This is a genomic window from Moraxella boevrei DSM 14165 (assembly GCF_000379845.1).
Classification (GTDB): domain Bacteria; phylum Pseudomonadota; class Gammaproteobacteria; order Pseudomonadales; family Moraxellaceae; genus Faucicola; species Faucicola boevrei.
Map to the genome: position 1 here is coordinate 15,769 of NZ_KB903780.1, position 22,902 is coordinate 38,670.

Annotated in this window: 21 protein-coding genes; 15 read left to right on the top strand and 6 right to left on the bottom strand. The window is 39.8% G+C overall.

Translation table 11 applies throughout. The features are described 5' to 3' along the window. Window positions 1–59: 59 nt before the first annotated feature. From A3G3_RS0105185 to A3G3_RS0105225, 9 genes are all read left to right on the top strand, one after another. Window positions 60–1,787 carry a long-chain-fatty-acid--CoA ligase gene (locus tag A3G3_RS0105185; RefSeq protein ID WP_019519482.1) on the top strand — a complete coding sequence of 576 codons (1,728 nt, stop codon included), beginning with the start codon at window positions 60–62 and terminating at the stop codon, window positions 1,785–1,787. Window positions 1,788–1,891: 104 nt separating this feature from the next. Continuing rightward, entirely contained in the window at window positions 1,892–3,634 is a 1,743-nt protein-coding gene (locus tag A3G3_RS0105190) for an AMP-binding protein (protein ID WP_019519483.1), read from the top strand. Window positions 3,635–3,759: 125 nt separating this feature from the next. Beyond that, the gene (gene rph, locus A3G3_RS0105195; RefSeq protein ID WP_019519484.1) at window positions 3,760–4,476 is read left to right on the top strand and encodes a ribonuclease PH; all 717 of its coding nucleotides are present in this window, start codon (window positions 3,760–3,762) and stop codon (window positions 4,474–4,476) included. 1 nt (window position 4,477) lies between these two features. Continuing rightward, a complete protein-coding gene (locus A3G3_RS0105200) occupies window positions 4,478–4,957 on the top strand; it encodes a hypothetical protein (RefSeq protein WP_019519485.1) in 480 nt (159 codons plus the stop codon). Window positions 4,958–5,150: 193 nt separating this feature from the next. Then, complete coding sequence (recA, locus tag A3G3_RS0105205) at window positions 5,151–6,203, top strand: recombinase RecA (RefSeq protein WP_026212860.1); 1,053 nt, start codon at window positions 5,151–5,153, stop codon at window positions 6,201–6,203. Window positions 6,204–6,301: 98 nt separating this feature from the next. Then, entirely contained in the window at window positions 6,302–7,438 is a 1,137-nt protein-coding gene (locus tag A3G3_RS0105210; protein ID WP_019519487.1) for a DNA adenine methylase, read from the top strand. A gap of 1 nt (window position 7,439) precedes the next feature. Next, a complete protein-coding gene (locus tag A3G3_RS0105215) occupies window positions 7,440–8,357 on the top strand; it encodes a Dam family site-specific DNA-(adenine-N6)-methyltransferase (protein ID WP_019519488.1) in 918 nt (305 codons plus the stop codon). Between the two features lie 2 nt (window positions 8,358–8,359). Then, on the top strand, window positions 8,360–9,931 hold the full coding sequence (locus A3G3_RS0105220) for an AlwI family type II restriction endonuclease (RefSeq protein ID WP_019519489.1): 1,572 nt from the start codon (window positions 8,360–8,362) through the stop codon (window positions 9,929–9,931). Window positions 9,932–9,942: 11 nt separating this feature from the next. Then, the gene (locus A3G3_RS0105225) at window positions 9,943–10,563 is read left to right on the top strand and encodes a regulatory protein RecX (protein ID WP_019519490.1); all 621 of its coding nucleotides are present in this window, start codon (window positions 9,943–9,945) and stop codon (window positions 10,561–10,563) included. 3 nt (window positions 10,564–10,566) lie between these two features. Here A3G3_RS0105225 and A3G3_RS0105230 read toward each other — a convergent pair whose 3' ends face one another. Beyond that, window positions 10,567–12,702 (bottom strand): FAD-dependent oxidoreductase, encoded by a 2,136-nt coding sequence (locus A3G3_RS0105230; RefSeq protein ID WP_019519491.1) that lies wholly within the window; start codon window positions 12,700–12,702, stop codon window positions 10,567–10,569. 256 nt (window positions 12,703–12,958) lie between these two features. Here A3G3_RS0105230 and A3G3_RS0105235 point away from each other — a divergent pair, with 256 nt between their 5' ends. Beyond that, complete coding sequence (locus A3G3_RS0105235) at window positions 12,959–13,594, top strand: c-type cytochrome (RefSeq protein ID WP_019519492.1); 636 nt, start codon at window positions 12,959–12,961, stop codon at window positions 13,592–13,594. Between the two features lie 29 nt (window positions 13,595–13,623). Here the strand turns inward: A3G3_RS0105235 and A3G3_RS0105240 are convergent, their stop codons facing one another. After that, window positions 13,624–14,376, bottom strand: a complete 753-nt coding sequence (locus A3G3_RS0105240) for an elongation factor P hydroxylase (protein WP_019519493.1) — start codon at window positions 14,374–14,376, stop codon at window positions 13,624–13,626. A 113-nt stretch (window positions 14,377–14,489) separates the two neighbouring features. On the opposite strand from A3G3_RS0105240, the gene A3G3_RS0105245 reads away from it, so the two are divergent. Next, the gene (locus tag A3G3_RS0105245) at window positions 14,490–15,050 is read left to right on the top strand and encodes a YceD family protein (protein ID WP_019519494.1); all 561 of its coding nucleotides are present in this window, start codon (window positions 14,490–14,492) and stop codon (window positions 15,048–15,050) included. Window positions 15,051–15,211: 161 nt separating this feature from the next. After that, a complete protein-coding gene (gene rpmF / locus A3G3_RS0105250) occupies window positions 15,212–15,397 on the top strand; it encodes a 50S ribosomal protein L32 (RefSeq protein WP_019519495.1) in 186 nt (61 codons plus the stop codon). A 139-nt stretch (window positions 15,398–15,536) separates the two neighbouring features. On the opposite strand, the gene rapA is transcribed toward rpmF, so the two are convergent. Both rapA and A3G3_RS0105260 read right to left on the bottom strand, forming a co-directional pair. Then, window positions 15,537–18,368 (bottom strand): RNA polymerase-associated protein RapA, encoded by a 2,832-nt coding sequence (gene rapA, locus A3G3_RS0105255; protein WP_019519496.1) that lies wholly within the window; start codon window positions 18,366–18,368, stop codon window positions 15,537–15,539. Window positions 18,369–18,508: 140 nt separating this feature from the next. Further along, window positions 18,509–18,799, bottom strand: coding sequence for an oxidative damage protection protein (locus A3G3_RS0105260; protein ID WP_019519497.1), 291 nt, complete (start codon window positions 18,797–18,799; stop codon window positions 18,509–18,511). A gap of 142 nt (window positions 18,800–18,941) precedes the next feature. Here A3G3_RS0105260 and prfB point away from each other — a divergent pair. The 3 genes from prfB (at window position 18,942) to A3G3_RS0105275 (ending at window position 21,241) form a co-directional block, all read left to right on the top strand. Next, a protein-coding gene (gene prfB / locus A3G3_RS0105265) for a peptide chain release factor 2 (RefSeq protein ID WP_156802105.1) occupies window positions 18,942–20,037 on the top strand; the annotation gives its coding sequence in 2 pieces (ribosomal slippage) (window positions 18,942–19,013 and window positions 19,015–20,037; 1,095 coding nt in all). Window positions 20,038–20,209: 172 nt separating this feature from the next. Then, window positions 20,210–20,575 (top strand): hypothetical protein, encoded by a 366-nt coding sequence (locus A3G3_RS0105270; protein ID WP_019519499.1) that lies wholly within the window; start codon window positions 20,210–20,212, stop codon window positions 20,573–20,575. A 135-nt stretch (window positions 20,576–20,710) separates the two neighbouring features. After that, complete coding sequence (locus A3G3_RS0105275; protein ID WP_019519500.1) at window positions 20,711–21,241, top strand: gamma carbonic anhydrase family protein; 531 nt, start codon at window positions 20,711–20,713, stop codon at window positions 21,239–21,241. 11 nt (window positions 21,242–21,252) lie between these two features. On the opposite strand, the gene A3G3_RS0105280 is transcribed toward A3G3_RS0105275, so the two are convergent. Further along, window positions 21,253–22,047, bottom strand: coding sequence for a Crp/Fnr family transcriptional regulator (locus A3G3_RS0105280; RefSeq protein ID WP_169333196.1), 795 nt, complete (start codon window positions 22,045–22,047; stop codon window positions 21,253–21,255). A gap of 180 nt (window positions 22,048–22,227) precedes the next feature. Further along, entirely contained in the window at window positions 22,228–22,776 is a 549-nt protein-coding gene (locus tag A3G3_RS0105290) for an Rrf2 family transcriptional regulator (protein ID WP_019519503.1), read from the bottom strand. Window positions 22,777–22,902 lie beyond the last annotated feature (126 nt).

Sequence of the window (22,902 nt, forward strand, 5' to 3'; positions counted from 1 at the left end):
GCAAAAAATGATGATTAAAAATTTTTGCTGATAAATGCTGAAAATTAAGGAAAATTTACATGACAGATACCGCCAACACCCCTGTAAAACTTGCTAGCGAACATATAATGCCATGGCTCAAAACCTATGAAAAGTATGGCTTGCCTTATGACATTGAGTTGCCTGATGAAAATACCACATTGATTGATATTTTTGAACGTAATTTTGAAAAGTTTGGCAATTATACCGCCTTTGTCTGCATGGGGGCAAGTTTAAGCTATCGTGAATTGGACATCAAAAGCCGTCAATTTGCTGTGTATTTACGCAGTTTGGGACTAAAAAAAGGCGATAGCGTGGCGTTGATGATGCCAAATATTTTGCAATATCCTGTGTGTATGACTGGGGTGTTACGAGCAGGCTTAACCCTTGTTAATGTCAATCCGCTATATACGTCCAACGAGTTAGCACATCAGTTAGAAGATGCTGATGCCAAAGTGTTGGTTATTTTGGAAAATTTTGCCAAAACTTATCAAGATATTCACAAAAAATTGGTTGACCATGTGGTAGTGTGTTCCATGGGTGAATTGATGAGTCCGATTAAAGGGTTTATCGTGAATTTTGCCGTACGTCATATCAAAAAAATGGTGCCTGCATGGCATATTGATAATCATGTTACGTTTAAACAAGCGATTAACAGCGTGTCTGCCAGTCAATACCAACGCCCAACTGATATCAAAGGCAGTGATATTGCCGTGTTACAATATACAGGTGGGACGACAGGCGTGGCAAAAGGGGCAATGTTGACCCATGCCAATTTGATTGCCAATTTGTACCAAGCGATGGTATACACACGCAGTCTATTTAGCGAAGATGAAGTGCAACATCATGCGATGGTGGCATTGCCATTGTATCATATTTTCTCATTTACCGCTTGTGCATTGTTAGGAATGTATCAAGGTTTTATCTGTGTGTTAATCCCAAATCCACGTGATTTGGATGGTTTTGTCAAAGAATTGGATAAATATAAGCCTGTATTCTTACCTGCGGTCAATACTTTATTTAACGCTTTGGCACACCATAAAGGCTTTCGTGAACTTGACCATAGCAACCTAAGAATGTCACTGGGTGGCGGTATGTCGGTGTTGGCAAGTACTGCCGAAGAATGGCGACGGGTCACAGGCACGGAGATTTTGGAAGGTTATGGCTTGTCAGAAACATCGCCTGTTGCCACCTTAAATCCGCCACAAGTCGGAGCTTATACAGGAAAAATCGGTATTCCAATGCCATTGACCGATATCAAATTGTTGGACGATTACGGACAAGAAGTCGCCATGGGCGAGCGTGGTGAGATTGCCATTAAAGGCCCGCAAGTCATGAAAGGCTATTGGAAACGCCCAGAAGCCACCGCTGAAGTAATGACTGCGGATGGCTATTTTAAAACAGGTGATATCGGTATCGTGGATGAGCAAGGTTTTATCAAAATCGTTGACCGCAAAAAAGATATGATTTTGGTATCAGGTTTTAACGTGTATCCAAACGAAGTGGAAGAAGCGTTAACAAGTCACCCAAAAGTGCTAGAATGTGGCGTGATTGGCGTGGCTCACGATAAAAGTGGCGAAGTGCCAAAAGCCTATGTCGTGCGTAAAGACAGCAGTTTGACCGAAAAAGAATTGTTGGATTATGCCAAAAGCGTGCTAACAGGCTACAAACGTCCAAAATATATTAAATTTGTGGATGAACTGCCAAAATCTAATGTGGGTAAAATTTTACGTAAAGAAATCCGCAAATTAGAAGAACAAAGCTCATAAATCATTGACAATCATGATAAATAAATACACAAAACCGTGAAAGCTTTATTTAATGGTCAAGTCACGGTTTTTGCCAATCGTTTTTATCAAAAACTTCCATCAAAATGACCCAAAATTTATCCAACGCCCCTACTCAAAAACCGATTTGGGCGATTAGCTATGAACGTTATAATATTCAGCCAGACATTCATTTGCCTGAATTTCACAGTTCATTGATTGATTTGTTGGAAAATCGGTTGTGGCAATTTGCCGAACGTACCGCTTATATTAGTGGTCAACAAAAGTTGAGTTATCAATCTCTTGACCACCAAAGTAAAATCGTGGCGACTTATTTACAAAGTCAGGGCTTTCAAGTCGGTGAGCGGATTGGTGTAATGTTGCCAAATTTATTGCATTATCCAATTATTGCGTTGGGCATCGTGCGAGCGGGTATGGTGTTGGTAAGTGTTAATCCGACTTATACCCAGCGAGAATTGGCACATCAGCTCAAAGACAGTGGTATTAAGGTATTGTTTTTGTTAGATAAATTTCAAAATCATGTTACCAAAATAACCCATCAACTACCCAATTTGCAACAAGTGATTATTTGCCAAGATACCGACTTTATGGGATATTTTGCCAATCAATTGAGGTCGGCGGTGAATATTGGTTTTGGTGTGCAATTACAGCAAAATTTGGCATGGTTTAGTAAAAAACAAACGTTAATTAAACGTATTTATTTCCGCCAACTTAAAAAACATAGCCGTGATGCAGTGTACCAAAAACCGAATCTGACCCTTGCTGATGTGGTGCTGGTGCAGTACACAGGTGGTACGACAGGCGTGGCAAAAGGGGCGATGCTCACACATGGCAATATTATTGCCAATATTTTGCAAATTGATAATTTGTTAAGTTCGGCGTATGATGAAAGCGATGATGATGTGGATGTGGTACTGTCGGCATTGCCATTGTATCATGTGTTTTCGTTTAGTATCTGTTGTATGTTATTGACTTATCGTGGTTTTTGTGGGTTGTTAATTGCTAATCCACGCAAGGTTGATACGATTATTGATGCGTTGGCACAGCACCCTGCGAGTTTTATTTTGGGGGTGAATACACTATTTCATGCGTTGTTACAACAGCGACACTTTCGTCAGTTAGATTTTTCTCGTTTAAAAGCCACGATTGGCGGTGGTATGGCGATTTTGCCAAAAATTGCTCGCACTTGGCAACATATCACAGGTACGCCGATTGTGGAAGGCTATGGTTTATCGGAAACTGCCCCTGTGGTGGCGTTTAATCCGTTAACGATTGCTAGTTTTACCAATAAAATCGGTATTCCTGCTCCTGCCACCGATGTGAAAATTATGAATGATGCCGAGCAAGAAGTGCCAATTGGCGAACGTGGCGAAATCGTGGTCAAAGGTCCGCAAGTGATGAAAGGTTATCAAAATTTGCCTGAAGAAACCGCACAATCGTTTACCAAAAACGGCTATTTACGCACAGGCGATATTGGCATTATGGACGAACGTGGTTTTATCAAAGTGGTTGACCGTAAAAAAGACATGATTGTCGTATCGGGATTTAATGTGTATCCCAACGAAATAGAAGCGGTGATGCTAGAACATCCTGATGTGGCAGAATGTGTGGCAATTGGCGTACCGTCAGCGTTGCGTGGCGAAGAACCCAAAATTTTTGTGGTAAAAAGTAATCCATTGCTCACCGAAAAAATGTTAATTGAGTTTGGTAAACAAAATTTGACAGGTTATAAACGCCCACGCCATGTTGCTTTTGTGGATAGCCTGCCAAAATCGGCAGTGGGTAAAATCTTGCGTCATGAACTGCGAAAGCGAGAAGGATTGATGTAAACAGTTACGTTTTTGAGCGTTTTTATCAAAGTCAAGTTACGTTTTTTCACTTGTCAAAAACAATTTGGCAAGGTAGTATAGGCGGTTATTTATTTTTGTTTTTTTATTCAATTAAAGGAAATCTCATGCGTTCTGATAACCGTGAAAATAACCAATTGCGTGCCATTAGCTTTCAGCGAAATTATACCAAACACGCCGAAGGCTCGGTGTTGGTGTGTTATGGTGATACCAAAGTGCTATGCACTGCCAGTATTGAAACCCAAGTGCCACGCTGGTTAAAAGGCACAGGCAAAGGGTGGATTACTGCTGAATATGGGATGTTACCACGAGCCACCCACGAACGTACTCAGCGTGAAGCATCAAAAGGCAAACAGTCGGGACGCACCCAAGAAATCCAACGCTTGATTGGGCGTAGTTTGCGTGCCATGGTAGATTTGGAAAAATTGGGCGAAAATACCATTCATATTGATTGCGATGTTATCCAAGCAGATGGTGGCACACGTACCGCAAGTATTACAGGCTCAGCGATTGCGTTGGTAGATGCGTTGGAAAAACTGCAAAATAGCAAAAAATTAAAAGCCGACCCACTTGTTGGTCTAGTATCAGCCGTATCGGTGGGGATTAAAAACGGTGAAGTATTGCTAGACTTAAACTATGAAGAAGACTCAAGCTGTGATACCGATTTGAACGTGGTCATGACCCAAAAAGGTGAATTTATTGAAATTCAAGGGACAGCCGAAGAAAAACCTTTTACCAGAGCCCAAGCAGATGACATGTTAACCGTTGCGGAACAAGGCATTAAAGAATTGATTGCCAAACAACAAGCGGTTTTGGGTTGGTAAGATGCTGACTGTTACCGACAATGGGGTCAAAGTCGTCCTAAATTCTGCCGATACCCCCAATCCTTTTTTAGGTTTGCTTATCGCTACCGCCTTGTTATTGGCAATGGTGGGGGTGGCGTTGGGATTGGGCTGGCTGTCGGTGCGGGCAAGCATTGGGGCGTTGGCAGTCATTGCGGTGTTGTCCTATTTTTGGCGATTTTATCAACAAAAACAAGAAATTATCAAAATCTCAGGCGGTCAAATTTTGTTAAGTAAACAACAAATTGACCACGCTCACCCACTTGGTAACAAAACCTATCGGTTACAAGCCGACGATAGATTGGAGATTACCGATAATCAACTAACCGTAATAACCGCACAAGGCAAGATAAGGTTGGTGGTGCTTGGTTTTTCGCAACCGCAACACGCCCAAATTAGCCAAGCGGTGCTACAAGGCAAACAAATCCAGACCCAAGCCAAAGCCATTAAAATGCAAGGTTAATAGACCGTTAAATAGTGGTAAAAATAACACGTCATCAGCTGTCGTATTGTTAGCAAAAAGGGCTTTTATTTTGGCAAAAATTTGTTATGATAAGACATCATTTTGACAAGCATCAACATTTCTAAACTCATTTACAAAGGTAATCCATATGGCTTCAACTCCAAAAACCAAAGACAAAGAAAGCTCTGTCTCTATTGAAGAGAACAAAGAAAAAGCACTCGCCGCCGCCCTTGCCCAAATTGAAAAAAACTACGGCAAAAACACCATCATGCGTCTAGGCGATGACTCTGCTCGCCAAATGGTTGACGTTATACCGACAGGCTCACTTGGGCTTGACATTGCCCTTGGGATTGGGGGGCTACCAAAAGGGCGAATTGTAGAAATTTACGGCCCTGAAAGCTCGGGTAAAACCACGCTAACCTTACAAGCGATTGCCCAATGTCAAAAACAAGGTGGCACTTGTGCGTTTATTGATGCAGAACACGCTTTAGACCCAGTCTATGCCAAAAAACTCGGTGTAGACGTGGATAATTTACTCGTCACGCAACCTGACAATGGTGAACAAGCGTTAGAAATTACCGATATGCTAGTACGTTCTGGAGCTATTGACATGATTGTCGTGGACTCGGTTGCAGCACTCACACCAAAAGCCGAGATTGAAGGTGAAATGGGTGATAGCCATATGGGTCTGCAAGCCCGCCTGATGAGCCAAGCTTTGCGAAAAATCACAGGTAATGCCAAACGCTCTAACTGTATGGTGGTGTTCATTAACCAACTGCGTATGAAAATTGGCGTGATGTTCGGCTCACCTGAGACCACAACGGGCGGTAATGCGTTAAAATTCTATGCGTCGGTGCGTCTTGACATTCGCCGTATCGGTTCGGTAAAAGAGGGTGATAATATCATCGGTAACGAAACCAAGGTTAAAGTCATCAAAAACAAACTTGCACCACCGTTTCGTGAAACCAAGTTTGATATCTTGTACGGTGAAGGCAGTAACTTCTTGGGCGAAGTGTTGGACATTGGTGTGGACTTAGATTTGGTGAAAAAATCAGGGGCGTGGTATAGCTACAACGATAGCAAAATCGGTCAAGGCAGAAATAAGGCGGTTGCATTTTTGCAAGACAATCCGCAAATTGCCCAAGAGATTGAAGCCAAAGTGCGTGAAATGAAATTAGCAAATCCAACGGCCATTGTACAAAGTAATGACGATGTGGAAGAAATGCCTGAAGAGTTTGATGAATAAATACTTATATTTATCAACAGGTTATCAATCATTTAATAAACGGATAAAAATCTTTATCCGTTTATTTTATAGGGGTTATAGGGCATACTGTGGAATATATGCGACAACAAGCACACAATATTCATTCATTTGATGATATTTTTTGTCATCAAGGTTTTAAAATCAGAGATTTTAATAAAAATAATCTGCAACATCAATCGTTAGCGGATACTTTTTCGCATGAGAAGTTATTTAATATAGAAAATCGGCGTTATATTGGGAGTAAATCTAAATTAATGGCTTGGATAAATAATATTCTTTTAACAGAGTGTTTAGATTGTCATTCATTTTTTGATGTTTTTGCAGGGACGGGTATTGTTAGTCAGTCTATGTTAGCACATTACAATAAGCTGATAATGAATGATTTTTTATTTTCTAATCATGTGATTTATCATGGTTTTTTATCACAGCAACCCTTTAATTTTAATAAGTTAATTCTATTAAAAAATAATTTTAATCAATCGTCTCATACTTTAAAAACGAATTATTTTTCAGAGAATTTTGGTGATAAGTTTTTTTCGTTAAATGATGCGAAACAAATTGGATGGATAAGAGAAGAAATTGAGCAATTATTTTTAACTAATAAAATTAATCAAAAAGAGTATCATATTTTATTAACGTCATTAATTTATTCATCAGACCGAGTTTCTAATACGGTTGGGCATTATGAGGCTTATATTAAAGGAAAATCCATAGTGGATAGATTTGTTTTTGACCTTATTCAACCAATTATCAGCGATAAAGAGATTCAAATTTATCGTGAAGATGCCAATGTACTTGCTCCCAATATTGATGCTGATATTGCTTTTATTGACCCACCTTATAATAGTCGTCAATACAGCCGTTTTTATCATGTGTTAGAAACGCTCATTAAATGGGATAAGCCAGAGCTGTTTGGCATTGCGATGAAGCCGAAAGAAGAAAATATGTCAAATTATTGTCGCTCGTCGGCACCACAAGCATTTGATGATTTAATCCAAAACTTAAATACCAAATACATTGCGGTAACGTATAATAATACTTACATGTCTAAAAGCAGTTCATCACAAAATAAAATTTCATTGGCACAAATAACCGAAATTTTGCAAAGAAAAGGGCAAACCAAAGTTTTTGAAACATCGCATCAGTTTTTTAATACAGGAAAAACTGATTTTAATGACCACAAAGAATTTTTATTTATTACTCAAGTAGGTTGATATGAAGTCGGTTATTCGCTCACCATTTTTTTATGTGGGTGATAAATATAAATTAATGCCCCAGTTACAACAAATCGTTCCGCAAGATTTGGACTATTTTATTGAGCCATTTGTTGGTGGTGGTAGTTCTTTTTTAAATATTAAAAGCCAACATTATTTGGTTAATGATATCAATCCTTATGTCATTCAATTACATCAATTTATAAATAGTTATCAAGATAATCTTGTAACCTTGCTTGATGAGCTGTATGCTTTAATTGATAATTATCAGTTATCTTGCTCTTATCGTGGCTTAACTGTGCCTGATGACTTAAAAAAAGCCTTTGTTAAGACTTATTATGCAAAATTCAATAAAGCAGGCTATTTAGCCATGCGAGATGATTTTAATCACAATCAAACCGATATGCATCGTTTATATTTGTTGTTGATTTATGGTTTTAATCACATGATACGTTTTAATAGTTCTGGTAAATTTAATTTACCTGTTGGCAATGTGGATTTTAATAAAAATGTTTATCAAGCATTGCAAAATTATATGAATTTTATGCAAAACAATCAGATTACATTTTTTAATCATGATTATCAAAAATTTCTAAATCTAATTGATTTTAAAGATAAAAAAAATAGCTATGTTTTTTTAGACCCACCTTATCTGATTTCTATGAGTGAATATAATAAACTTTGGAATCAAGAAAAAGAGCAGGCTTTATGTCAGTTTTTAGATGAATTGCATCAAAAAAGTATTCGTTTTGGCATCACAAATTTAATTCATCATAAAAATAAATTTAACCAAATATTTTTTGAATGGTCGCAAAAATATATCACTTATGATATTCAAAGTAATTATATTAGTTTTCATGACAATACAGTAAAAGCAACATCTAAAGAGATTTTTGTAACGAATTATGAGGTAAAATAATTATGCGAAAGGAACGTCTAGCGGAAAGAAAACCTTTATCTTTTTCAACCACCATGAGAAATCCTGAGCGTATTGCCAGTTTTTTGGCGTGTATCAAGGATTTTGAAGGGCATGAATTAACATCAGAAGTCATTAAAAAAATTATTAAAAATGTATTAAATCAAGGCTTATATGAAACGACTTATCAAAGAAAAGATAAAGAGTTATTAGATAAAGTGAAAGCTCAAGAAGAACAATATACCGATGAACAACTTGATGAGATTATTCTCAAAAATCCACAAAACCACAAGGAAGCAGGGTTTAATCATGGGTGGGATTCTCGCTTTGATACTTGGTATAAATTGCCAAAAGAATTTGGTTTTCTGTATTATGAGATACATCAGCCGATTGAAATTTCTACCACAGGGCATATGTTGATAGATGCTTATCAACAATATCCAAGTAATGAGCAAAAAATCCAAAATGTATTTTTGAATGCGTTGGCAAAATACCAATCTGATAATCCTTTTAGAAAAAATAAAAATTCCAATATACCCTTGATGTTGTTGTTAAATGTCATTCAATTATTAAAACAAGACAAAGATGAAAATAATGCAGGTGTTTTTCGTCAAGAATTGTCAATTTTCATTTGTTGGCAAAATAATGATGCCAATGCACTCTATCAATATTTAAAACAGTTAAGAAAAGAAGTTGGTTTTACTTATTCAGATGAATATATCTATGAACGCTGTTTGGCATTGCTTGAAGGTGATGAAACGAAGAAAAATCGGTTCAAAATCAGTCAAATTTGTGGCGAGTCAGTTGATGAATATATCCGAAAAATGCGAAGTACGGGGATTATTTCTTTGCGTGGCAATGGACGATTTTTGGATTTTAACCAATTTGAAATTGATAAAATTCATTATTTATTGCAACAGTATTCAGATTATCCGATATTTAGCGATAAAAAATCCTATTATAACTATATGGGGCAAATAGATAGTCAAATCGTTTCTATTCAGTCCAATATTCGTTTAGATACATCAGATATTCGCAAAAAGACACTGTATGAATATGCAAAAAACTACACGCCTTACCAAATCTTTGATGAATTAAAAAAATTATTAGCTAGTAAGAGAGTAGAAAGTAAAGACCCTGTATTCAAGTTTATCCCTGCACCGACACGGCTAGAATTTTTAACCAGTATTGCTTTGGTTCAACAATTTCCAACATTGGTGGTAAACCCAAATTATATCGTTGACGATGAAGGTTTGCTAACTTGTACCGCATCAGGTGGTATGGCGGATACTGTTGTGCTAGATGTGGCGTGCGATGGTTTATTTGAAGTTACCTTAATGCGTGGCAGGCAAGACCAAACTTGTAATGAAATCGTTCCAATTCGTTGGCATTTAATGGAATATAAAAAGCGTAAAGAGAACGTTTTTTCTGTTTTTATTGCACCAAGCATACATGAAGACACCAAGGAAATGGCGAGTTGGTATAAACATAAAGACAATCTTGATATCTTAACTTTTGATATTTTGGCATTTTTAGAAAATATCAAACATAAATCTAACCTATCTCAACTGATATAGATGATTGAGCTATGAAAGATTTATTAAAAAAACTTGAAAGTCAACTCATGACGGACGAAGAACGAGAGGCTTACCACGCCAAAATCAAAGGCGAAAGCTACATGCGATGGCTGGCGTTTTATTATCTTGGCAGGCGAGAACATTCTCAAAAAGAACTACGAGAAAAACTGCTTGCCAAAAACTGCAACCCAGATGCGGTAGAAAAATTATTAATAGAATTCGCACAAGAAGGCTACCAATCCGACGAACGCATGACGTCCGCCCTTATCAAAGACGGCATTACAAAAAAACATGGCAAAATCCGCATTTACCAAACCCTAAAAAAACACGGCTTAAAAACCCTTGGTTCAGCCAGTGACGTGAATGATTGGATAGACACACACAGCGAATTTTTTAGCGATTTAATTATCAATGCCACGAGCGAAGAACAAGAAGAAGTTAACGATAATTACGAAGTGGACTGGCTCGCTCAAGCGGTGGAAGCCCGGGTGCAAAAATACGGTGACAGCATACCGACCGACCAAAAAGAAAAAGCCCGTCAATTGCGATTTTTGCAATATCGGGGCTTTGATATGTCGGTGTGTTTTGATGCGTTAAAATATGATTTAACAAAATTGGCAGAAAGGGATTAACGGTTACAACATCGCTCCTAACTCCGCCCCTTCACGGATAGCCCGTTTTGCGTCCAGTTCACCTGCGAATTTTGCCCCGCCAATCACATGATATTGGGCGGTTAATCTGTCCAAATTATCACTCAATTTTGGCATTAAATCATTCACCGATTCTTGCCCTGCACACACCACCACCGTGTCTACACGCAGTAGCTGACTTTGACCGTTGTCGGTGCGTAGCCAAATACCTTCATTGGTGATTTTTTCGTATTGTACGCCACTCATTTCAATCACGCCGTGATGTTTTAGCGTGGCACGATGCACCCAGCCTGATGTTTTGTTCAGTCCTGCCCCCAAACGTCCTTTTTTGCGTTGCATCAGGTACACTTCTCTGGCAGGTGTGATTTTCTCGCTAGGGATTAAACCGCCCAAACTGTCATAATGAGCACGATTATCTACCCCCCATTCTGCTTGCCAATCATCAATTGATTGTGGAGTAGGGCGTTGATTCTGTTGTAAATTTTGAATAGTTGTTGGCGTGCGTTCGTTGGTTGCGGTCAAAAATTCGCTGACATCAAAGCCAATACCACCCGCCCCAATCACCGCCACTTTTTGCCCTGCAGTTTTTTCACCAGACAACAGTTCGGCATAGCTGATAACATTTGGCAAATCCGCCCCTTGAATGCTTAGCGAACGTGGCACAACACCTGTGGCAATAATCACATCATCAAACTTTTCATTTTGTAAAAATTCTTTGGTTACTTTATGATTTAGCTTAACCGTTACGTTTAATTCTTTTAACAAATTATCAAAATAGCGTATGGTTTCAAAAAATTCTTCTTTACCATGAATGACTTTGGCAAAGTTAAATTGCCCCCCAATTTTGTCTTGGGCTTCAAAAACGGTAACGTGATGCCCCCGTTGTGCCAGTACGCTACTGGCGGATAGACCTGCCATACCTGCACCAATGACCGCAATTTTTTTGGCTTTTTTCACAGGTTTGTACACCAGCTCGGTTTCATAACAGGCTTGCGGATTGACAAGGCAACTGGCTCGTTTGTTGTCAAAAATATGGTCAAGACAGGCTTGGTTACAAGCGATACAGGTGTTAATCAGATGCGTTTGCCCTGATTTGGCTTTATTTACCCAGTTGGGGTCTGCCAAAAATGGACGTGCCATTTGTACCAAGTCGGCAGTGCCATTGGCTAACAATTGCTCGGCAGTTTCGGGCATATTAATACGGTTGGCGACCATGACAGGAATGTTGACGTGCTGTTTGATTTCGGCAGTCAAATGAGCAAAACCTGCTCTTGGCACGCTAGTTACAATGGTTGGCACACGGGCTTCGTGCCAGCCGATACCTGTGTTGATAATGCTCACGCCTGCTACTTCTAAGGCTTTGGCAATCTGAATAACGTCAGCAAACGTATTGCCATTTGGCACTAAATCTATGAGTGATAGACGAAAGGTGATGATAAAATCGTTACCAACTGCCTCACGTACCGCCTTGACCACCGCTAACGGAAATCGCATCCGATTTTCCAAACTACCGCCCCATTGGTCGTTGCGTTTGTTGGTATGTGGGCTTAAAAATTGGTTAAGCAAATAGCCTTCCGACCCCATGATTTCTACGCCGTCATAACCTGCAAGTTTGGCAAGTTTAGCCGTATGAGCAAAATCTTTAATCGTGGCTAAAATGTTTTTTTCCGACATTTTTCTGGGTTTAAATAACGAAATGGGTGATTTAATCGCACTTGCCGACACCACAAACGGATGATAACCATAACGTCCACTATGTAGTATTTGTAAAATTAACTTGCAGTCATATTGATGAACTGCTTTGGTTAAACGTTTGTGATTAATCACGTCAGCGAACTGATTAAGCGTACCACCAAATGGCGTAAGCCAGCCTTGTTTGTTGGGTGCAATGCCTCCTGTGATAATCATCGCAACGCCACCTTTGGCACGTTCGGCAAAATACTCGGCAAGTTTGCCATAATGATAAAAGCGGTCTTCCAAGCCTGTGTGCATTGATCCCATCACCATGCGGTTTTTTAGTGTGGTAAAGCCCAAATCCAAAGGGGTAAAAATATGCGAAAAATTAATATTTTCGGTTGGGATTTTTTGGTTTTGTTGTGCGTGTTGGCGATTAGCTGACATGATTTTTCCTTAATTTTTTATTAATTTAGTATGAGTTTTGTCTATTTTAACAGTTTATAGCAAAGAATTAAGCATTATTTTGTGAAACTTCAAAAAATACTGAACAAGGATTTTAACCATGCGTTTTTATCAGCAACTTGTAAAATAAAGGTAACGTATAGTTACGCAATCATACAGCAATCACATAGCCAAGCAAGAATTTTTTTGTTATACTTAAATATTGTTTAGCCCGCAGACATTCAAAAGGGAAAATGCCATGCCAGCCAAAAAAATCTTAATTTGCTCAGCCATTGCGTTAACATTCGCCCTAGTTGGTTGTAACAAAGCCGAAGAAACCGCCACCAAGGCCATTGATACCGCAACGACTACCGCCACAACGGCAGTCAATACCACCGCCAGTGCCGTCAGCAGTGGGGCAAATGCGGTGGGTTCTGCCGTGAGTGCGACCGCAAGCCAAGTTGCCAATACCATAAACGCCAGTGCGACGTCAAACGTTGCCAAAGCGACCGCCGTTGACCCAAACATGACACCTGCACAGCATCAAGACGCTCGTGAAGACATCATGAAACAATATAGCCGTGCGAGCAAAGCCTTGCGTGGCATGACCGAAGATCCAAGCAAATTTAATGCAGACGAGTTAAAACAACACGCTCAAACCCTAAGCCAAGACCCATGGGTACATTTCCCAGCAACGGCAAAAGGTGGCGAAGCCAAAGATGACGTATGGACAAATCCTGAGGAATTCCAAGCTCAAATTGATAAATATAAATCTGCAGTAACGGTGTTAAATACTGCGGTTGTCTCAGCAACCAGTATTGATGCGGTTAAAACCCAAATCGCTGACGTAGGGGCAAGTTGTAAATCTTGCCACACACAATTTAAAGCGGATTAATTTTATTTTAAAAAAATTTTCAATAAAAATTAATTAAAACTTGCAAAATTGCGTTCAATTTCGCCGAGCGTCAGTGGAAATGGACGCAATTTTTGCAATTGTGCGATTAAAAATTTGGCATCGCTTGGTAATTTTTCCCCTGTGCTAAAAAATTTGATGGCTTGTTTGGCGACATCATCAGCAAACGTGCTATTTGACGTGTCAAAATCGGCAAATAAATTATCTTGCGACACCAAAAAACGCTTGCCACAGCTTAGGCTTAGCAAACATTCAATCGCCTGTGGGACGATTTCTACTTGCTCAAACTGCTGTTGTTGCTGTTCACTGCGTCCGTCAGGGGCGTACCAATAGCCGAAATCATTGAGTTGACGGCGTTTGTTACCCGCCACGCACCAATGGCTGATTTCATGCAAACAACTGGCAAAAAAACCATGAGCAAACACGATTTTGGCGGGTTCGTGTTCAGTTGGGGCAAAATATTCGGGTTCATGCCCGCCACGCATCAGCTTGGTATTTTTGGTTTTAAACCATTGATTAAACTGAAGAATAAGCCAATCTACTTGATATTTTTCATTATAAAACCACTGCATAGTTGCAAAATTTTGTTGTAAAAAATTAACATTATTGGTTAATTTTAACTTTACAATCTTATCGCTATTTAACTCAGCTTGACAAAAACTGTTGACATAAGGCACGCTATGATAAGGAAAAATCGCAACCTTTGGTTGTTTGCTAGCGTGAACAAAAGTTGAATGGGGTGAAAAATCGGCGTTGTTTAACATAAAAATTGATTGCTATTGTCAAAAAATAGCGTAAAATTATAGCAAATTTTTCGTCCATTTTTTTCTTATTTTTGCGAAATTTTTCTGCTAAAAAAAACCAAAAGAGCCAACTTATGTTAAATTATACCAGCAATCATTCAGATATCAGCCCAAATCTGGCCAAATACATTGACCTTGCCAAATGGGAACACAATACCGATAATCATTATCATTGGCAAGGAGAAATTGCCCTACAGCAACTGCCGAGAATTATGGCGTTGGCGGATGAACAGCACGACAATAGCCAACCTTTGTCGGTCAGTATTGACGTGAAAAAAAATGGGGCGATCGTCCAATGGCAACTCACCACCAAAGGCACTCTGTGGCAGACCTGTCAACGATGCCTTGAGCCTGTGGCGATTAGCCTTGATACCGATAGTGAATTGGCATTGTTGGAAAAAGAAAGCCACATTGGGTTATTGGATGAAGAGACTGAATATTTGTTAATCAGTGAATTAACCAAAGATAATAAATTATACTTGTTAAGTATGATTGAAGATGAATTGTTGGTGGATTTACCGCTTGCCCCAAAACATGATGACTGCGAAATGGCAGTTAGTCAAGTTGGTGAAGTGATTGAAATTATCGAAGAAAAGGAAAATCCCTTTGCAATTTTGGCAAATTTAAAAGGCTAATTTTGGCAATATTTTACAAAAAATATGGATAAAGGCTTTTTTATTGTTGCATTTTTAGGTATAATAGAGCGTTCATAACATTTACTGATTGCAAAGCGTGGATAACTTAACCCTTATCACCTTTTTCAATCGCTTAATTTAGAAGCACAGGAGCTAAACTCATGGCTGTTCAACAAAATCGCAAAAGCCGTTCACGTCGTGATATGCGTCGTTCACACGATCACATGATTGTTAACGTCGTATCTATTGACAAAGAGACGGGCGAAAAACACATTCGTCACCACATGACTAAAGACGGTTTTTACCGTGGTCGCAACTTGTTTGCCGTAAAAGCAGTTGCTGAATAATCATTGATTATTCCTTTGGTGAATAAAAAGGCTTATAAATTAACATAAGCCTTTTTTTATTTTCATAAATTTTGTTTTTACAAAATTATTTCATTTGAAAGGTGGGTTAAATCCACCTTAGGTTATAAAATTAGATTGTTTAAGGTTTTACCGTGATTAACACTCGTACGCTGTCAGGAATGAGTGATAGCTGTTGCAAGGCGTGCAAACCTTGTTGTTGTAAACGTTGCAATTGAGAAATTTCACTGTCACGCACGTTTGGATTGATACTTTGCAAATATTGCAAGCGTTCAATTTCACGATCAAAACGCTGGTTAAAGCGTTCAATCGCTTCTTGGCTCATGGCGTTAAGCTGTGCATTTGCGATATTCACCGCTTGGTCGTAGCGTTGTTCAATGATATCACGGCGAGCCTTGATGACTTGCCCTGCACGGCTTTTATCTAAGCGATAAATATGCGGCGCAATCATGTCTGCACGGATTTTTTCGCTAAAATCTGTCCCTTGTTGGCTCAAAAATACTCGGACAATCGGCTTGGTTAAGTAGCTCGTTAGATTGAGTAGTTTTGGGGCAATCGCTTCTACCCGAAAATTCACTTCTAATAATAGCATCCCTTCTGGCATGGCATTACTTTGCAAGGTAGCAACGGTAGCATTGCCAAAAGAACCTGAATTGATACTGTCAAAAATACTTTGCATGAGCGGATGTTCATAGGTCATAAATGCCAAGTCTTCCCGTACTAAGGCTTGGTCTCGCTCAAAGGTCAAACTTAGCCCATCTTCAGGGATAGCAAGCCCTTGTAGTTGGACTTCATCGCTTGGGTGAAGCATCAGCGAGCCGTCCCGTTGACCGCTAAAATCCATGTTAATCGACGACATAAACCGCTCAAAAAAACGAGGTAGGTGATTGGTATCGTCAAATTCTTGCATGGTATAGGCGATTTTGTTTGCCACGCGAGGACGACAGGAGTTGTATTCTAGCAGTCTATCACGCCCTTGTTGCATCATGGCTTCTAGCTCAAGGCGTTGTTCACGTCCTTCGGCGATAATGGCGTCCAAATCCGTTGTTGTGCCTTTGCCTTCCAACAGGGGTTTTAAATCGGCAATAAAGTATTCTTGCACGGTTTGGGCGGTGGGTGAGATTTGATTAAAAATATTTAACGCTTCATCATACCAACGGTATAGCCGTTCGGTCGCTGTGTGCATCACATACGGAACGTGAATGCAGATTTCGTGGCGTTGTCCGATACGGTCTAGCCGTCCGATACGTTGCTCTAGCGTGTCAGGATTGGCAGGTAAATCAAACAAAATTAAGTCACTGGCAAACTGAAAATTGCGACCTTCCGAGCCGATTTCTGATGCCAATAAAATTTGAGCCCCTTCACGGTCAGCAAAATACGCCGCTGCTTGGTCTCTCTCTAATAAGCTCATTTGTTCGGTAAAAATTGCCGTTTTAATCCCTGCGTGCAGACGTAGCACGGCTTCTAGGCTTTCTACAGTTGCACCACTCCTTGCGATGAGAAGTACTTTTTTGTGTTTTAGCGGTTGTTTTAAGGTGTCAATTAACCATAACACTCTAGGGTCATCTTCTAGCCAACCACCGTCAGGTTGTTGCTCTTCGCTCCATAATTGTTCACGCAATTTACCTTGGGTATGATAGCTATTTTGCCAATGTTCAGGCAACGGCAACGGATACGCCACTGCATGCCGTCCTTGAAAGCCTTGAATAAGCTGAGCCACGCTTTCACGGGTATTGCGAAATAATACTCGCCCTGTACCATGACGGTCTAACAATTCGTTAATCGCCCGTCCACGCCCCATCTCATCATCACTAATCTCATATCCAAGCAACTGTGCCAAAGCCGACTGTTGTCCGTCACTTAGCGGATTATCACTTAACAAAACTTCGGCAATTTGGGCGGTTTGGGAAAAGTTATCTTCACTTTCTAAAAAGCTATCTAAATCCGCAAAACGATGTGGGTCAAGTAATCGTAACCGAGCAAAATGGCTTTCTAAGCCTAACTGTTCAGGTGTGGCAGTTAACAACAGCACCCCTGCGGTTTGTTTTGCAAAACTTTCTACCAACTCATATTTATCATTGCCACCTTGCTCGCTATCCCAGTGCAAATGGTGAGCTTCATCTACAACCAATAAGTCAAAACCTGCTTCTAAGGCTTTTTCGTGCAAATCGGCATGGTCAAGCAACAAATCCACGCTTGCAATGATACATTGTTCGGTTAAAAATGGATTTTGTTCTGGGTCATGTTCGGCAATAGAAGCGGTTCGCACCAAGTCAAAAATCGCAAATTCAAGGTTAAAACGTCGGCGTAACTCAATCATCCACTGATACTGCAAACTATCAGGCACGAGAACTAACACACGTTCAGCCTTGCCTGTCAATAATTGCTGGTGAATAATCAGCCCTGCTTCAATGGTTTTGCCCAAGCCTACTTCATCTGCCAGCAATACCCTTGGTGCGATACGCTTACCCACCTCATGAGCGATATACAGCTGATGCTCAATGATATCTACCCTTGCTCCCATTAAACCTTTGAGTGGATGATTGGCAAGGTTGGCTTGCGTGTATAAAATCTCTTGGCGTAAGGCATACCAGTCATTTTGGTGAATACGATTTGCCAACAAACGTTCTAGCGGTTTAGCAAGGGTAATATTCGCCCCCAACCGAGTTTCCATCATCGGCTTGTCAAGCTCTGCCACATGATAACGACACACGCCTGACACCATTTCTACATCGGTGACCGTAAACGTGTTACCGTCTTGGTCATGGATATTATCGCCCGTCTTAAACATCACCCGTGACAGCGGGGCAGACACTTTGGCATACACCCGAGTTTCTTCGCTTTGTGGAAATAAAATATGCACACAGCGGTCATCGACCAACACCACCACGCCCAAGCCCAATTCACTTTCGGTATCCGAAAGATAACGTTGTCCAATTGCAAAATCAATCATGTGAAAACCAGTTGAAAAAAGTTTTTTGATAAAAATTCTTATAAAATGATTAACTGTCTATCATAACAAAAAACCTGATTTTAAGATAGTAAAATCAGGGATTTCTCGCATTTTTTACCAAATTTTTTTGCCAAAAATTATCAAGCCTGTGGTGTATAGCCTTTTGGTTTTTCATAATCGGCATTATCCAAAAACTTATCTCGTTGCTCATTGATAAATTTTTTGGCATCTTTGTCAATCATACTCAAATGATTTTCATTGATTAACATGGTCTGTAGCTCAAGCCACTCATGCCAAGCCTTTGCGGATACCGTGTCTTGGATTTCTTGTCCTTTGGCGTTGGGAAAGGGTGGGGCAGGGAGTTTTGGCAAATTTTGTTTATATTTACGGCAAAAAACCAAATTGGCTTTTGGGTTAAACATTTCGGTCATAAACATTTCCTAATTTAAAAAATTTTATCATCACAAAAAATCAGCATTTTAAACAGACAAATGCTATTAAATGATATTTTAACAAATGTTAGAAAATATGCTAAAATATCCACTAATTTTTATATTTATTAAGGCGATTATCATGGAAATCAACCCATATTTAGAACATATCAAAGATTTAGCCGACCGTGGCGACCAACTTCGGAGGTATCTTTGACATAGAAACTAAACAAGAACGTTTAGAAGAGGTCAATCTAGAACTAGAAAATCCAGAGCTTTGGAACGATCCTGAGCGAGCCACCAAAATCAGTAAAGAAAAAGCCCAACTTGACGGTATTATCGGCGTGATTATCGCCCTTGATGAAAAGTTAGATGACGCTCGTGCCATGCTAGAATTGGCTCAAGAAGAAGACGACGAAAGTTTGCTTGCTGATGTGCAAAGTGAGCTTGACGATGCTGAAACCAAAGTTGCTGACCTTGAATTTAAACGGATGTTTAGCGGTGAGATGGACGGTAGTAACTGCTATCTTGAATTACAGGCAGGCTCTGGCGGTACAGAGGCACAGGACTGGACGGAAATGTTACTGCGTATGTATCTGCGTTGGTGCGAGGCTCACGGCTTTGATGCCAAAGTGGTGGAAGTATCTGAAGGCGGTGTGGCAGGGCTAAAAAGTGCGTCCGTGTATATCAAGGGTGATTATGCTTTTGGTTGGTTACGTACCGAAACAGGTGTGCATCGCTTGGTAAGAAAATCACCATTTGACAGCAATAACGGGCGTCATACGTCATTTTCTGCCGTGTTTGTGTCGCCTGAAATTGATGATAACATTGAAATTGACATCAACCCTGCCGATTTGCGAGTGGATACTTACCGTTCTAGTGGGGCAGGCGGTCAGCACGTTAACACCACCGATTCTGCGGTACGAATTACCCATATGCCAACGGGCGTTGTGGTGGCGTGTCAAAGCGAACGAAGCCAAATTTCTAACCGTGAAACGGCGATGAAAATGCTCCGTGCCAAACTGTACGAACGAGAAATGCAACTGCGTATGGAAAAACAGCAAGCCCTAGAAGACAGCAAATCCGACATCGGTTGGGGAAGCCAAATCCGCTCCTATGTGCTTGACGATTCACGCATTAAAGACTTGCGTACAGGGGTGGAAACGTCTAACACCACGGCAGTGTTAAATGGGGATTTGGATAAGTTTATTGAAGCGAGTTTAAAAGCTGGGCTTTGATTTTTTTATTTTGTTAAATAAACGGTTAAAAAAATGGCGTAATTTTACGTCATTTTTTTTGGCAAAATAAAGCGGTAAATGAAAAATAACAAACTTTTTTCAATTATATATTGTATTTTTTTTCTTTATAGTTTTATAATTAAATCTTATTAATTTAATAAGGAATGACCCTATGAGTGACCAAAGCGTTTATATTTATGTAAAAGATAAAAATCATCAATTAACACAAGAACAAAAAGACCAAGCGTTTGAGCTGTTTGATAGCAACACAACAGAAGGGGATTTTGAGCCATGTTTGATTAAACAGTCTTCATATCAACTTGAACATACAGAAGATGATGAAGACGGCATTGTGATTGAAAGCCCATTTATTATGACAGCAGGTAATTTTTCTGGTACAAATGAGTTTTGGATTTTATCGGAAGATGAAGAAGATGCTGAAATTGATTCTTCTAATCATATTCGCCCTGAAATGAAGAAAAAATTAGAAGAAATTTTGGGTGCAGAAATTGCGGTTGTTTGGGGGTTTAGAGATTAATTGTTTTTCTTGAGTTTTGAAAAACCCTTAACTTTTAACTGGTTAAGGGTTTTTATTTTTCACAAAAAAATTACCTAAAAAATCATTTTTATGTTATTGTTGTAAAGCCGTTTCAACCATTAAAAAGGAAATTTTATGCTTTACCAATACCAAGACAAAAAACCCACCTACAACGCCCCATTCACAGGCTGGATAGCCGATTCCGCTCAAGTCATCGGCGATGTACATTTGGGCGATAATGTCAGCGTGTGGTTCGGTGCTATCATTCGTGGTGACAACTGCACCATACATATCGGCGATAATACCAATATCCAAGAAAACTGCGTTATTCATACCGATACCGATATCCCTGTGTATATTGGCAAAGGTGTAACTGTGGGGCATTTGGCGATGTTGCACGGCTGTACTATCGGCGACAACAGTTTAATCGGTATCGGGGCGGTCGTATTAAATCACGCCAATATCGGCAAAAACTGCATCATCGGTGCGAATGCACTCGTTACCGAAAAAATGCAAATTCCCGATAATTCAGTCGTGATGGGTAGCCCTGCCAAAGTGGTGAAAACTTTAGACAACGAACGGGCCGAAATGCTAAAACTTTCTGCCAAAATGTACGTTGAAAAAGCACACAGTTTTAAACAAAACTTAACGCCGATTTGCTTATAAATTTGTATTTTTTATTCACTTACCAATATCAATAATTGTTCAATATTAGCAATTTGATATTGGTTTTCTTGTTTTAACAACAAACCATCGTTAATCAGCTCATGCAAGGTGCGGTTAAGCGTTTCGGGACGTAAACCTAATTGCCCTGCCAACTGTTTTTGACTGCCCAAAAATGTAAAGTCTTTATCAGGGGCAAAATTGGTGAGAATATAATACGCCAATTTTGCCTTGGCACTTTTAAAGGTAAGCAAATCACTGCTAATCAAATGTTTGTACAAACGCACACTCATTTGCTCAGCAAACCAAGTAAATAACGCCCCAAGCTCAAATTTTTGGATATAATAAAAATAATCCGTCACAGGCAAGGTCGCAATCACACAGGTATGGCTCGCCTTGGCGGTGAGTTGGTGCAGGCTGGCATCATTAATCAGTAGTTGCAAATTGGTGGATACCGCATGGCTAAAGGCAGTTTTATCGCCAAACTCACTGTGCGGTGTGCCGTTTTCACTTTGTTCGGCGAGTATGGATTTGGCACGCCATAGTACACTTTCGTTAATCAGACTGGGCATTTCGGGGTTGGCGTGGTAGGTCTGTATCAGACATTCTTGTCCGTTAGGTAGTTGCCGATAGCAGTTCACTGTGCCGTCTAGCAAAAAATATAGACTTTGTACTTGGCTATGTTGCAAAAAAATTAGCGAATTTTTGTCAAATTTATGCAACATTAACTTTTGTAACAGTTGTTTTTGTACGCTGTCGCCTGTGTCGGTTTGGCTTGGCAATAAGGCGATGAATGGCTGTTTTGCCATCATTTTCAAAAAATTGTGCGAAAGGCGAAAAAATTGGCTCATAATTAGCAGATCTGATATAGGGATAAAAAACGATAAATGATCACCACTATATCAACTGCTAAGCAAATTTGCTATGATGCCAAAGTTTGTATTTTTGCCGATTGGCTACTACTTTTGGGGGAATGGGAGTTTGCTGAATTATTTTAATAAACGATTGATTTCAGTTGGATTTTTTAAAACATCTGCCAATGTATAACGGTCAAACACTTGCAAAAATGCTTGCGTCGCTTCAAAAAATACTGACTTTAGTTGACACGCAGGTGAAATCACACAGCTAGACGGTTCGGGCAGTTCGCTAATGTCTTTGGCGATTAAGGTCTGAGTTACAGCGATGCGGTCGGTTTTTAGCCGTTCTGGATTGACGGTAATCGGTTGGTTTTGCGTGGCGTGATAGTCGCACGGCACAAAACATGCCACCACGGCAAAGTCGGTTTCAGTTTGGCGTAATACCGCACCGATGTTGATATCTTTTGGGGCTTTGGCAAGGCGAATACCGCCGTTTTTGCCACGTGTGCTGTCAATCAATCCGATACGGCTGAGCTGATGTACGATTTTTGTCAAATGATTTTTGGAAATGCCATAACTATCCGCCACGTCTTGGATATTGGCGAGTTCGTAGGGGTTGGGTTTTACTGCCAAATAAATCAATGTGCGTAGGGCGTAGTCGCTATACTGGGTAATTCGCATGTGTTGCCTTGTACATGTATTAACGATAAATAATAATATTATACCGCAAAATGGTACGGTTACTAGGTTTTTTTTGTAGAAAAAAACGTTTAAGCTGATAAGCTTTACTTAAACGTTTTAGTAAAA